This window comes from Stenotrophomonas sp. A3_2, assembly GCF_036624925.1.
GTDB lineage: Bacteria > Pseudomonadota > Gammaproteobacteria > Xanthomonadales > Xanthomonadaceae > Stenotrophomonas > Stenotrophomonas hibiscicola.
The window spans coordinates 378,881-391,218 of the sequence record NZ_JAZKVY010000358.1 but is presented as its reverse complement, the minus strand read 5'-3'; the positions used below and the strand labels follow the sequence as shown (position 1 = coordinate 391,218).

Genomic DNA, 12,338 nt, shown 5'->3' with positions numbered 1-12,338 from the left:
TCAACTGCCTTGGCCCGATGAGGCGCCCGGGCGATGCCCCGGGCGCGCCATCAGCAGATGGGAGACCCCGATCGAGCGCTCCAGGAAGCCGCCCTCGCAATAGGCCAGGTAGAACTCCCACAGGCGGCAGAAGCGCGTATCGAAGCCCTGCGCCTGCACGTCGGGCAACCGGACGAGGAAGCGCTGGCGCCAGGCGCGCAGGGTCAGCGCGTAGGAGTGGCCGAAGTCCTGCTGGGCGATCAGCTGCAGGTCGCTGGACCGCGTTTTGGCGGCCATGATCGCGTTGATCGACGGAATGAAGCTGCCGGGGAACACGTAGCGCTTGATGTAGTCGACGCTGCGCCGGGCCTGCTCGTAGCGATGGTCCTCGATGGTGATGGCCTGCAGCAGGGCAACGCCATCAGGCTTCAACAGGCGCTGCAACGTCGCCATGTAGGTGTCCAGGTATTCGGCGCCGATGGCCTCGATCATCTCGATCGACACCAGCTTGTCGAACTGGCCCTGCAGGTCGCGGTAGTCCTGCATCAGCAGCGTGACCTGGCCTTGCAGGCCTGCGGCGCGCACGCGCTGTGCCGCCAGCGCATGCTGTTCTGCGGAGATGGTGGTGGTGGTGACGTGGCAGCCGTAGTGCTGCGCGGCGTGCAGCGCAAAACCACCCCAGCCGGTGCCGATCTCCACCACGCGGTCGCCCGGTTTGAGCTTCAGCTGCTGGCAGATGCGGTCCAGCTTGCGCCGGGAGGCGGATTCCAGCGACTCGTCTTCTTTGTTGAACAGGGCTGAGGAATACATCAGGTCCGGCGACAGGAACAGGGCAAAGAAGTCGTTGCCCAGGTCATAGTGCGCGGCTATGTTGCGGCGACTGCCCTCGCGGCTGTTGCGGCGCAGGCGGTTCCAGCCCCGCAACAGCCAGCCGCCCAGGCGGGCCGGGCCACGCTCCATGCCGTCGAGCAGGTCGCGATTGCGTACCAGCAGCCGAATCAGCGCCACCAGGTCATCGCAGTGCCATTCGCCCTGTATGTAGCTTTCACCTGCACCCACACTGCCTTGCGCTGCAACCTTGCGGTAGAACGCCGGGTCATCGATGGTGACGGTGACATGCAGTTCGCCATGCGCATCGCCCAGCCAGACTTCGCCGAGTGCATCACGCACGCACAGGCGGCCGTCGCGCATGGGGGCAAGCTGGGCCAGCAGGCGGCGGCGCAGGAATGCATCCAGGGCGCCGGGACGTGGCAAGGCGACCAGGGGAGTCATCGAATTCATCGTGGTTTCTCGGCAAGAGCAGGGTGGTCGTGCACGGGGTTGCGCTTCAGCCACAGCCGCAGCGCGTGCCAGTGGATGGCGGCCACCACCTGCGTGGTCATCAGGGGGTAGCAGGCCAGTACCCGGGCCAGCCCAGGGCCGTCCAGCACCCTTCGCTGCATGGACTGGGTGGCGTCGAACTGCCGAACGCCGTCGCGCCAGACCTGCATGTGCACGCGAAGATCATCACCAGGTGCGTTGAACCGCCAGTCGTAGCGGCAGTCCATCGGCATGAAGGGTGAGACGTGAAAGGATTTGTCGAATGTCCAGCGCAGTGATGCCCCGTCGCCGGTGGCCGCAGCTACCGGCAGCACATAGGCGTGCCGCTCCTTCCACGGGGTATTGGTGATCTCGGCGACGATGCAGTCCAAGGTGTTGCCATCGGCCCGGTAGCAGTAGTAGAAGCTGACCGGATTGAATACGTGCCCGGCGAAGCGAAGATGGGTGAGCAGGCGCACCGGGCCGGTGGGCCGATAACCCAGGGTAGCCGCGGCATGGTCGCGCACCGCATCGGCCAGTGGTTGCGCAGGGTTGCCGAAGTAGTCACTGCGGCGGAACTCGGCCAGGTTGCGGCGATTGACCGACCACAGCCAGCGCCCGGCGAACACGGTCTCCAGCTCGTCCAGATCGAGCAGCAGCTGCGCGATCGGATAGCGGAACGCGTGGGGCTGCGGATGATGCCGTCGGTGCATCACCTGCCCGAAGTAGAGTGCGCTGGCACTCACGCTGCCACCTCGCCGGGTGCGATGGTGTCGCGGTGCGGGGTGCACTCGCGCATCGCGTCCACCACGCGGCGGGCGCTGCGGATGCCGTCTTCGTGGAAACCCCAGCCCCAGTACGCGCCCGCGAACCAGGTGCGGCGGCGGCCCTGCAGCTCAGCCCAGCGCTGTTGCGCGCGTACCGCTGCGTGGTCGTGGACCGGATGGGCATAGTGCAGCCTGCGCAGCACCTTGGCTGGATCGATCGCCTCGCTGCGGTTGAGGGTCACGACCAGCGGGGTGTCACCGGGCAGGCCCTGCAGAAGGTTCATGCAATAGCTGACCGTACAGGGCGCGCCTGGCTCCTTGGGAACGTGTGCATTCCATGCGGCCCATGCCTTGCGGTTGCGCGGCAGCAGCGATGCGTCGGTATGCAGTACTGCTTCGTTGGCCTGGTAGCGGATGGCGCCGAGCACGTCGCGTTCGACCGGATCGGCGTCACGCAGCAGGGCCAGCGCCTGGTCGCTGTGGCACGCCATGATGACCTCGTCAAAGCCCTCCACGCCGGCCGCGCTGTGCACGCGCGCGCCCCACGGCATGCGCTCGACCGAATGGACCGGACATTCCAGCCGCTCGCGTACCCGCCAGCGGGCACGCAGGGCATCGACATAGCGTGCCGAGCCACCGCTGACTACCCGCCAAGGTGCGCGCCCGGTCATCTGCAGCATCTGGTGGTTGGCCATGAACTGGGCCAGGTAGCGGGCCGGGAACTGCATGACCGTGTCGGTCGGTGACGACCACAGCGCTGAAGCCATCGGCAGCAGGTGCTCGTCGATGAACGCAGCACCGTAGCGCTGGCCGCGCAGGTACTGGCCCAGTGTCGGGCCTTCGTCTTCCGCCAGCAGCAGCGGCGCATCCCGGTAGAACCGGCGCAGGTCGGCCAGCATTCCCCAGAAACGTGGCGAAACCAGATTGCGACGTTGGCAGAACAGGCCATCCAGCGACGTGGCGTTGTACTCGACGCCACTGCGCTCGCTGTGCATTGAGAAGCTCATGGTGGTCGGCTGCGAGGCCACACCCAGTTCTTCGAACAGTGCCGTCAGCAGTGGGTAGTGCAGGGGATTGAACACGATGAAACCGGTATCCACCGCCATGCGCGTGCCGTCCACCTGCACGTCATGGGTGTGGGTATGTCCGCCCAGGTAATCGTTGGCCTCGAACAGCGTCACTTCGTGTTCGCCGTCCAGCCACCAGGCACTGGCCAGGCCGGCAATGCCGGAGCCGATGATCGCGATGCGCATGTCAGTACCTCGCCTTGGCCAGTACCCACTCGGGGATGGGCTTGAGCCCCCTCACCAGGCCGAAGGCCGCCATTGCGCGCAGCCCGTACCAGGTCAGGTCGATCTCCCACCAGCGGAACCCCTGGCGGACGGTGCCAGGAAAGAAATGGTGGTTGTTGTGCCAGCCTTCGCCGAAGGTAAGCAGCGCCAGCCAGAGGTTGTTGCGGCTGTCGTCACGGGTCTCGAAGCGCCGCCGGCCAAAACGATGGGCCAGTGAGTTGATGGTGACGGTGGCGTGGAACAACACCACGGTGGAAATGAAGAAGCCCCACACCAGCAACTGCGGGCCAGAGGTGTGCAGCCCGGGCGCCCAGCGCTCCAGGCCGGCGCCGAGTGCGTACAGCGCAGCAGCCAGCAGTACCGGTACCGCCGTATCAAATCGGTCCAGCCAGCGCAGCTCGGGGAAGCGCGCCAGGTCAGGCACGCGCGATAGATCCGTGGCGAATGCCTCACGGGTCAGGAACCAGCCCATGTGGCTGCGCCAGAAGCCGCCTTCGCGCGGCGAGTGCGGGTCCAGCGGTTGGTCGGCATGCCGATGGTGATGGCGATGGTGGGCGGCCCACCACAGCGGCCCACGTTGCACGCTGGACGCACCGATCACCGCGAACACGAACTGCACCGTTCGCGATGCCTGGAACGTCCGGTGCGAGAAGTAGCGGTGGTAAAAGGCGGTGATCGCAAACATGCGCACTGCGTAGAGGGCTGCGGCGACGATCACGGCGGTCCAAGAGATACCTACCGAGATCACCGCGATGCAGGCCAGGTGCATCAACGCGAACGGTACGGCGCGCAGCCAGTCGATGCGTCCGGGCTCGCCAGCGGCGTGGTCTGCAGCGCTGCCGGTGTCGACCCAGCGCTTCAGGGTGCGCAGCAGGTGCCAGCGTCGGCGGGGAAGGGGCGCTACAGAGGCCATGGCGGATCTCGGCGGGTGTCGTGTCTTCCTCTACGCAGCAGTGCGCGCAATGGATGCGGCCGGCTGTGGAGAATTTCGGCTTCACTCGGGCATCACGCTGCAGCGCCCCACCAGGGGTTGCGTCCAGGCCTGCTGCCATTCGCTGGCGGACCGCTCGGCAACCGGCGAGCTGAAGCGCACCGTGACCTGTGGGTAGGTGCCGCGGGCATCGCGCAGGTTGCTGGTTCCGCGGAATTCCAGCAGGCGGCGGTCGGCGCTGGCATAGACCAGCGACAGGCGCGGCGCGATGCCGCCGTACCACGTGTCCAGACTGACCTCGATGGCCTGGGCGTCGATGCCCTGCCAGCGAACAGGGCCGGTACGCCGCACCTGCACCGGGAAGAAGCGCTGCCGCCCCGGCACCAGGAAGGGCAGGCTGATGCGTTCACCTCGCAGCAGCGCTGGCCAATGCTGACGCACCGCGGCGTCGAAGCCCGTGTCGATCACCGCATCCGGCGCCAACTCAAGCCGACGCTGACGCAGCTCACTGGCGGCATCTTCTTTCCAGGCGATCAACACCGACTCGCCACTGGCGTCGACTTCAGCGGTTTGCCCGCTACGGCTGTCCTGCAGCGAATAACCCCGGGCCTGCGGGCGCGCGCTGGCCGGCAGATGCTTGCGGGCGAAGGGGCGGCCATCCGGGCACTGATAGAGCACCCAGCGTTCGGCACCCTCCGATGGGCCGCGCCGCCAGTGCACTTCACGATAGAGCAGGTCGCCCTGCGCCGAGGTGGCCACGCCCTCGTTGCGCAGCCAGGGCGCCGCCAGCGCGGCATGGGGCAGGCATAGCAGCAGCCAGGCAGTGCGCATGGTATTCGTCCGGTAGAGAGGCTCAGGTCATACGGTGGCCGTGGCTGCTTGGATGCGCCGTGCCTGCTGCATCCAATGGCCACCCCTGCGCGTAGAGAGGACAGACCTTCACCTGCCCGCCGCTCACGCAGATGTACCCTGACGCCGCCAGCACCCTCCTCAACTTCGATACCGCACGCACCGTGTCCAGTTCCCAGCAGCCGAGCAGCGAGCCGACGAACTGGGCCGATGACATGGACAGTGTGGCGCGGCTGCGCGACCGCGACTGCTTCATGCGGATCTATGACTACTTCATGCCGCGGCTGTGCGTGTATCTGCGTGGCCTGGGGGCACCCGACGCCGTGGCCGAGGAAATGGCGCAGGAGTGCCTGCTGCGCCTGTGGTTGCGGGCGGCCGAGTATGATGCGGCCCAGGGCGCGCTGAGTACCTGGCTGTACCGGATCGCGCGAAACCTGCAGATCGACCGCATCCGTCGCGAGCGCAGCTGGATGCAGGTGCAGGCAGCGGTGGAAGACGCCGCGGCCGTGGACGTGATCGAGCGCAGCAGTGCCGAGCAGTTCGCCGACCAGGCGCGCCTTCGCCAGCGCATCAACGAGCTGCCCGCCGTGCAGGCGAGGCTGGTGCGGATGTCCTATTTCGAGGCGAAGAGCCACAGTGAGATTGCCCAGGCGCTGGGCATGCCGCTGGGGACGGTAAAGTCACACCTGCGACGTGCGTTCCTGCAACTGCAGGCCAAAGTGGGAGGTGCGCTGTGAATCCGCACCACCACCTGCACGAGTCCACGCTGATGAGCTATGCCGCCGGCGCGCTGCCGGCGCCGTTGAGCATCGTGGCCGGTGCCCACCTCGAGCAGTGCCCCCACTGCCGCCAGCGCCTGCGCGATGCCGAGGCAATCGGCTCGGTGTTGCTGGAGCAGACCCAACCGCCCGCTGCCGACGGGCGTCGCGAGCAGTTGCGCGAGGCCATGCTGATGCAGCTGGCCTCGGAGGCGCCGAGCGCCATCGCCGGAACCAGGCGCCCTGTGCCGAGGGAGCGGCCCGAGGCCGACCCCGACCACCTTCCTGCATCACTGCACCCGTACTTCGGCGCATCGCTCAGCGAGCTGCGTTGGCGCTGGATGGCGCCCGGCGTGCATTGCATCCGTGCCGAGCAGATGCCCTCGCTGATCATGCTGAAGATTGCCCCGGGCAAGTGCCTGCCCATGCACAGCCATGGCCGCAGCGAACTGACCCAGATCCTGCGGGGTTCGTACAATGATGCGCTGGGGTTGTTCGCACCGGGTGACGTGGCAGATCTGGACGAAGACGTGGAGCATCAACCGGTGACCGCGCCCGGTGTCCCCTGCATCTGCGTGTCAGCGCTGGATGCGCCGCTGGTGTTCAGTGGCTGGCTGGCGCGGAAGATCCAGCGTTTCGTGAAACTCTAGCGGGGATGACGATGGCCGGGACGGGCGCATTACGGATTCTGTTGACCGGTGCCGCAGGCCTGGTCGGGCAAGGTGTGGCGCTGGCCTGCCAACGCTCACCACAGGTGTCCGGCCTGACAGCGCTGGTCCGCCATCCGGGAAGTCTGAGCGGCGCCGGCAGCGAACTGATCGTTCCGGACTTCCTGCGTATCCAGGACCGGTCGGATGAACTGGCCGGGTTCGATGCCTGCTTCTACTGTGCCGGGGCGCCACCGGTTGGAACGGCAGAGGCCGAGTACCGACGCGTGACCCTGGACACCACTCTGGCGGTGGCCCTTGCCTGGGCGGCTGCGAATCCCGAAGGGTGCTTTCTGTATGTATCCGGTGCCGGCGCGGACCCTCGGAGCCGGCTGATGCCGTTGAGGATCAAGGGCGAGACCGAAGTCGCATTGCAGAGCCTGCCGGTGCGCACCGTGATGCTGCGCCCGGGCGGTGTCAGGCCGGTCCCGGGCACCGGCACCCGTCATGCCCTGTTGAAGCCCCTTTACTGGGGCGGTGCGCCATTGATGAAACTGGCCGGTGCGGTTGCACCTTCGTTGGTGACGAGCAACCTGGCACTGGGCCAAGCGATGATTGCCTTGGCCGTCAGGGAGCATCCACCGGCGACGGTGGAGTGCGCGGACATCAACCGGATCGCGGCCGGCGGGCGCGATCCGGCGTCCTGACCTCAGTGTGGCGCTGCGTCCAGCGCGGTGCGCACGGCCGTCGCCAGATCACTTCGGGTGAACGGCTTTGGCAGCAGCGCAACGGCCCGCCCTTGGCTGCCCACCTGGTCGTGGTCACGGGGATAGCCCGACGTGAACAGCACGGCGACCTCCGGCCAGCGTTCACGGACTTCCCGCACCAGTTCCCAGCCCGACATGCCGGGCATCACCACGTCCGAGAACAGCAGGTCCACCCTGGTATCCGGGCGTTCCAGCAGCCGCAGTGCGGAAGGGCCGTCGTGGGCTTCCAATACCCGGTAGCCCAGCAGCCGCAGTGCATCCACCGTGTGGGCGCGGACATCGTCGTTGTCCTCGGTCACCAGGATGGTTTCCTCGCGCGGCGAATAGCCTGCCAGGCCGGTCTGCGGAGTGCGCGCCTCGCTGGGCAACGGCAGCAGTGAACGCGGGAACATCATCGTGATGCTGGTGCCGCCGCCTTCCACCGAATCGATCAGCACGTGGCCGCCTGACTGCTTGACGAACCCGTGCACCATCGACAGGCCCAGGCCGGTGCCACGGCCAACCTGCTTGGTGGTGAAGAAGGGTTCGAAGACCCGGGCGAGCGTCGCCGCATCCATGCCGTGGCCGTTGTCGCGCACCCGCAGCATCACGTACTCGCCCGGCGTTGCATCCGGGAACAGCGCGGCATAGTCGTGGTCCAGATGGCTGTTGTCGACTTCAATCACCAGCCGCCCGCCATGCGGCATCGCATCGCGGGCGTTGACCGCCAGGTTCAGTACGGAGGCCTCCAGTTGGCTGATGTCGATCTCCACGCACCAGATGTCCTCCGCGCTGCGGATCTCCAGCTGCACCAGTTCACCCAGTGCACGCTGCAGCATGTCGTGCATGTCCAGCAGGCGGACATTGAGGTCAGCGGCCTGGCTGCGCAGCGGCTGGCGGCGGGCAAACGCCAGCAGGCGCTGGGTCAGGCTGGCGGCACGGCCCACCCCCTTCAGCGCATTGTCCAGCGCACGGCCCACCAGCGCACCGGCCTCGCCAGCCCTTTCACTGAGCAGCATGGCGTGCTCGACATTGCCGGAAATGACGGTCAGGATGTTGTTGAAATCATGCGCGATGCCGCCGGTGAGCTGACCGACCGCCTCGATCTTCTGTGACTGGCGCAGCGCGTGCTCGGCCTGCAGGCGTGCGGTGGTTTCGACGGCCTCGGACACAACGGCGGTGACCGCCCCTTCGGCGTCGAGCAGCGGACGGAACGAGAAGTCGAAGCTGCGGCGGCCGGTCGGGAGCTCCAGCTCCAGCGCATGCAGTGAACTGCGGCCCTGCGCTGCGTCTCCGACGGCGCGGTCGATCGCTGCGCCCATGCCCTCGGTGGTGGCGAACCAGACCGATTCGGCGAAGTGCTGGCCAACAATGTCCTTCTTGTCTGCAAGTACAGCGGCCAAGGAAGCGTCATTGGCATCGACCACGCATCCGCGCAGATCCAGCAGCACCTGATGCTGGAAGCTGGACTCGAAGATCGCCTGCAGGCGGCGCTTGCTGGCGCGCAGCTCGGCCGTGCGCGCCTGCACCTGCTGCTCGAGCAGCTGGTTGTCCTCACGCAGGGCCAGCTCGGCCTGCTTCAGCAGCGAGATGTCGCTGCCCAGGCAGATGTAGCCGGCCACGCTGCCATCGGCGGCATGCTCCGGCACGCATTCCATCTGTACGAAACGCGACTCGCCACTGCGATGGACGAGCTCGACCTGGAAGCTCGTGCGTTCGCCCTGCAGTACCCGTTCAAGGCTGGGCAAGGCGTGTTCGAAAGCGGAGATGCCGCTGACATCGCGCGCGGTCCGGCCCAGCAGCTCGGCCAGGCTGAATCCATGCCAGTCCAGGAACGCCTTGTTGGCGAACCGGTAGCGATGCGCGTTGTCGAGCTGGGCGATCAGCGCGGGTACGGCATCGGTGACCTGCTGCAGCTGCGCCTGGCTCTCGTTCAGCGCCGCCTGGGCATGCATCAGCTGGGCGCGTTCATGGGCTTCCTGGCGAGCGCGGCGGATCGCATCCGGCAGGCGTTGCAGGCGCTGCTTGACGACGTAATCGCGCGCGCCACGGGTCAGCGCCTGTACGGCCAGCTCTTCCGTCAGTGTGCCGGAGACGAAGATGAAAGGGGTCTGTGGAATCCGCTCGCGCGCCAGCGCGAGGGCCGCATCGCCATCGAATCCGGGCAGCACATGGTCGGCCAGGATCACGTCGAACGCACGGTTGTCGATGGCCTCGATGAACGCATTGCGCGTCCACAGGCGCTCGACCTCGAACTCCAGGCCGGCACGCCGCAGCTGTGCGGTGATCAGCTCCGCATCAAGCGCGCTGTCCTCCAGCATGAGGATGCGCAGGCGCTCGCTGCGGCGCGATCCATCACGCATTGTGCTGCCCCGAGCCGCTGGGCCGGTGCGGTGGTGGCTGGTTGGTGATGCCCCAGAACATGCCCAGTCCTTGGATGGCGTCAAAGAACTCCTTGAAGTCGACCGGCTTGACCACGAATGCGTTGACGCCCAGTTCGTAACTGCGCACCAGATCCTGCTCCTCGCGCGAAGAGGTCAGCATCACAACCGGGGTGCTGCTCAGGTACGGGTCGCCACGGACCTGCTCCAGTACCTCCAAGCCATTGACTTTGGGCAGCTTCAGGTCCAGCAGCACGACCACCGGGCCGCCGTGCATGGCACCGGCGAACTTGCCTTCGCAGCGCAGGTAATCCAGCGCTTCGGCGCCGTCGCGTACATGGATGACATCGTTCAGCAGCTGGCAGCGCTCAAGCGCGGCCATCGTCAGCTCTGCATCCTTGGGGCTGTCCTCTACCAGGAGGATCGGCCGCAGGTCCCTCATGGGTGTTCTCCTGTGGAGCGGGGTAGGGTGAAGTGAATGGTCGCGCCCTTGCCGGGCTCGCCCACGGCCCAGGTACGGCCGCCATGGCGGCCGATGATGCGGCGGACATTGGCCAGGCCGATGCCGGTGCCTTCGAACTCTTCGACGTGGTGCAGGCGCTGGAACACGCCGAACAGCTTGTCCACGTAGCGCATGTCGAAGCCGCAGCCGTTGTCGCGCACGAAGAAGTGGTCTTCCTCGTCGTTTCGCTCGTGACCAACCTCGATCACTGCATGTTCGCGCTCGCGGGTGAACTTGATCGCGTTGGCCAGCAGGTTCTGCCAGACCAGGCGCAGCATCGTCGGATCGGCTTCAACCTCCGGCAGCGGTGCGAGCGTCCACTGCACGTCGCGGCCGGTGTAGTCCAGGGCCAGGCTCCGGCGCACATCCTCGGCCAGCGCGGTCATGTCCAGCCGCACACGCCCCAGCGTGGAGCGTCCCATCTGCGAGAAGCTGAGCAGGTCATCCACCAGCGTGCCGGCGGACTTGGCCGATTCCACGATCGTGTCCAGGAAGCGGCGCTCGGTATCGTTCAGGCGTTCGCCCGCCGAGCTGCCCAGCAGCTCGGAATAGCCGACAATGTGACGGAAGGGAGCGCGCAAGTCGTGGCTGACCGAATAGGAGAAGGCTTCCAGTTCCTTGTTGCTGCGGAGCAGCTGCTCGTTCAGTTCGGCCATTTCCTCGGCCTTGCGCAACACGATATCGACGATGGCCGTGCGCATTTCGTGTGCCGCTTCGCAGTCAGCGTCGCTCCACGGCAGGCTGCGCTGCTGCACGGTCTCCTTCCAGGCCTCGAACGAGTTGCGCGGGGACAGCGCAACGCCCGGTGCGGCTTCCTTGCGGGGATCGCCACCCCAGCGCACGGTACGCACCACTTCCGGCCGGAACCACATCAAATAACTGTCATGCAACTGCGAAATGGACACCGCCAGCAGGCCGCTGGCCACATCGGCCAGGTGCGCGGCAGGCGACCAGTCGGCTGCCAGGTGATCGGTGCAGTAGGTTTCCTGACCGGCCTGCTGCGCGGCCAACCAGTTCGCCAGGGCCAGCACGTCGCTGGCGGAAGGGCACTGGCCAACACGCAGGCAATCGCCTTTGTGAACGATCGCCGCGCCGGCCGCGCCGGTCAGCGACAGCAGGCTGGCCTCGTCCTGGCGCAGGGCCGCCATGAAGTCCTCGTCGCCGGCCATGCGACCCAGCAGCTTGACCAGTATCGAGCGCCGCGCGACGCGCTCTTCGATCGCACGCGCCCGCTCCTTCAACGCGATCTGCAGCGACAGGATCTGGCCCATGAGCTCGCAGGCGGTACGCACGTGGTAGGGCAGGTGCCGTGGCTGCACGGTGTGGCAAGACACCAGCCCCCACAAGCGGCCTTCATGCACCAGCGATACCGACATCGATGCGCCGGTCCCCATGTTGCGCATGTACTGCAGGTGGACCGGCGAGACGCTGCGCAGCACGGCCAGGCTCAGGTCGGTGGCTGGTGCGTCGCGATGGTCGTCGGCCCGCATCAACGGCGCGGGGGTGTAGTTGTTGTCCGCGATCAGGCGCACCCGGTTGCGGCGGTAGAGTTCGCGGGCCTGCGCAGGAATGTCCGATTCGGGGAAGCGCAGGTCAAGGTAGGACGGCAACAGGCCGTTGCCATCCTCGGCCACCACGATGCCATTCCAGCCGGCATCGAACTGATAGACCAGGGTGCGGTCAAAGCCGGTCAGCCGGCGCATGTGCGCGGCAGCCAGCTGGCAGAGGTCTTCCACGGTGCCGGCCGACTCGATCCCGGCCATCAGCTCGCGGATGGCCGGATACAGTTCTTCCAGCGAGCCGGGCTGGCCGGGAACCGGCGCTTCCAGCTCGACCAGCAGATCGGTGGCGGAGCGGTGCAGCAGCAGTTGATGGCGGCCATGGCCATCCAGATGCACGGCACCGACATGCGCGCTGCTGCCGACCGTCGCCTGCTGGAACAACGCCTGGAACGGCGCCAGCGCACCGCCAAGCACCTTGCTGACATGCTGCGCCAACGGCTCGCCGAACTGCTGCAGCAGCCCCGGATGGCTGATGGCGCGCTCGAGCACCTGCAGGGACTGCGGCTCAACGACCAGAAGCACACCGTACGGCTGGATCGCGCCGGGGGTATGGATCGGTTCGCGCGCGCAGCTGGACGAGGCGGTGTCGTGCGCGGATTCAGCAGAAGGCATCAAGGGCAGGGCT

11 protein-coding genes are annotated in these 12,338 nt (G+C 66.8%); 3 read left to right on the top strand and 8 right to left on the bottom strand.

Annotated elements, in window-relative coordinates:
- The 5 genes from R5H29_RS20960 to R5H29_RS20940 form a co-directional block, all read right to left on the bottom strand.
- Positions 1-1,260 carry a cyclopropane-fatty-acyl-phospholipid synthase family protein gene (locus tag R5H29_RS20960; protein ID WP_332329755.1) on the bottom strand — a complete coding sequence of 420 codons (1,260 nt, stop codon included), beginning with the start codon at positions 1,258-1,260 and terminating at the stop codon, positions 1-3.
- Entirely contained in the window at positions 1,257-2,024 is a 768-nt protein-coding gene (locus R5H29_RS20955) for a DUF1365 domain-containing protein (protein WP_010485792.1), read from the bottom strand. The genes R5H29_RS20960 and R5H29_RS20955 overlap by 4 nt, the downstream gene beginning before the upstream one ends.
- Entirely contained in the window at positions 2,021-3,298 is a 1,278-nt protein-coding gene (locus R5H29_RS20950) for an NAD(P)/FAD-dependent oxidoreductase (RefSeq protein WP_155029520.1), read from the bottom strand. Before R5H29_RS20950 ends, R5H29_RS20955 begins: the two co-directional genes overlap by 4 nt.
- Position 3,299: 1 nt before the next feature.
- The gene (locus tag R5H29_RS20945; RefSeq protein ID WP_332329754.1) at positions 3,300-4,250 is read right to left on the bottom strand and encodes an acyl-CoA desaturase; all 951 of its coding nucleotides are present in this window, start codon (positions 4,248-4,250) and stop codon (positions 3,300-3,302) included.
- Between the two features lie 81 nt (positions 4,251-4,331).
- Entirely contained in the window at positions 4,332-5,099 is a 768-nt protein-coding gene (locus R5H29_RS20940) for a hypothetical protein (protein ID WP_332329753.1), read from the bottom strand.
- Between the two features lie 131 nt (positions 5,100-5,230).
- On the opposite strand from R5H29_RS20940, the gene R5H29_RS20935 reads away from it, so the two are divergent.
- The 3 genes from R5H29_RS20935 to R5H29_RS20925 are packed head-to-tail and all read left to right on the top strand — an operon-like array spanning position 5,231 to position 7,229.
- Positions 5,231-5,854, top strand: a complete 624-nt coding sequence (locus tag R5H29_RS20935; RefSeq protein WP_058981669.1) for a sigma-70 family RNA polymerase sigma factor — start codon at positions 5,231-5,233, stop codon at positions 5,852-5,854.
- A complete protein-coding gene (locus R5H29_RS20930; RefSeq protein WP_155029522.1) occupies positions 5,851-6,525 on the top strand; it encodes a ChrR family anti-sigma-E factor in 675 nt (224 codons plus the stop codon). Before R5H29_RS20935 ends, R5H29_RS20930 begins: the two co-directional genes overlap by 4 nt.
- A gap of 11 nt (positions 6,526-6,536) precedes the next feature.
- Complete coding sequence (locus R5H29_RS20925) at positions 6,537-7,229, top strand: oxidoreductase (protein WP_032955262.1); 693 nt, start codon at positions 6,537-6,539, stop codon at positions 7,227-7,229.
- Between the two features lie 2 nt (positions 7,230-7,231).
- Here the strand turns inward: R5H29_RS20925 and R5H29_RS20920 are convergent, their stop codons facing one another.
- From R5H29_RS20920 to R5H29_RS20910, 3 genes are read right to left on the bottom strand one after another with little or no spacing between them, the layout of a single operon-like run.
- The gene (locus R5H29_RS20920) at positions 7,232-9,631 is read right to left on the bottom strand and encodes a response regulator (protein WP_332329752.1); all 2,400 of its coding nucleotides are present in this window, start codon (positions 9,629-9,631) and stop codon (positions 7,232-7,234) included.
- Complete coding sequence (locus R5H29_RS20915) at positions 9,624-10,091, bottom strand: response regulator (RefSeq protein WP_019659676.1); 468 nt, start codon at positions 10,089-10,091, stop codon at positions 9,624-9,626. Before R5H29_RS20915 ends, R5H29_RS20920 begins: the two co-directional genes overlap by 8 nt.
- Complete coding sequence (locus R5H29_RS20910; RefSeq protein WP_332329751.1) at positions 10,088-12,325, bottom strand: ATP-binding protein; 2,238 nt, start codon at positions 12,323-12,325, stop codon at positions 10,088-10,090. The genes R5H29_RS20915 and R5H29_RS20910 overlap by 4 nt, the downstream gene beginning before the upstream one ends.
- Positions 12,326-12,338: the final 13 nt, after the last annotated feature.

Excerpts from the sequence above, each read along its gene's own strand:
- R5H29_RS20960 (WP_332329755.1), bottom strand. The coding sequence starts at position 1,260 with ATGAATTCGATGACTCCCCTGGTCGCCTTGCCACGTCCCGGCGCCCTG.
- R5H29_RS20950 (WP_155029520.1), bottom strand. The coding sequence starts at position 3,298 with ATGCGCATCGCGATCATCGGCTCCGGCATTGCCGGCCTGGCCAGTGCC.
- R5H29_RS20915 (WP_019659676.1), bottom strand. The coding sequence starts at position 10,091 with ATGAGGGACCTGCGGCCGATCCTCCTGGTAGAGGACAGCCCCAAGGAT.
- R5H29_RS20945 (WP_332329754.1), bottom strand. The coding sequence starts at position 4,250 with ATGGCCTCTGTAGCGCCCCTTCCCCGCCGACGCTGGCACCTGCTGCGC.
- R5H29_RS20920 (WP_332329752.1), bottom strand. The coding sequence starts at position 9,631 with ATGCGTGATGGATCGCGCCGCAGCGAGCGCCTGCGCATCCTCATGCTG.
- R5H29_RS20935 (WP_058981669.1), top strand. The coding sequence starts at position 5,231 with ATGTACCCTGACGCCGCCAGCACCCTCCTCAACTTCGATACCGCACGC.
- R5H29_RS20910 (WP_332329751.1), bottom strand. The coding sequence starts at position 12,325 with ATGCCTTCTGCTGAATCCGCGCACGACACCGCCTCGTCCAGCTGCGCG.
- R5H29_RS20925 (WP_032955262.1), top strand. The coding sequence starts at position 6,537 with ATGGCCGGGACGGGCGCATTACGGATTCTGTTGACCGGTGCCGCAGGC.
- R5H29_RS20940 (WP_332329753.1), bottom strand. The coding sequence starts at position 5,099 with ATGCGCACTGCCTGGCTGCTGCTATGCCTGCCCCATGCCGCGCTGGCG.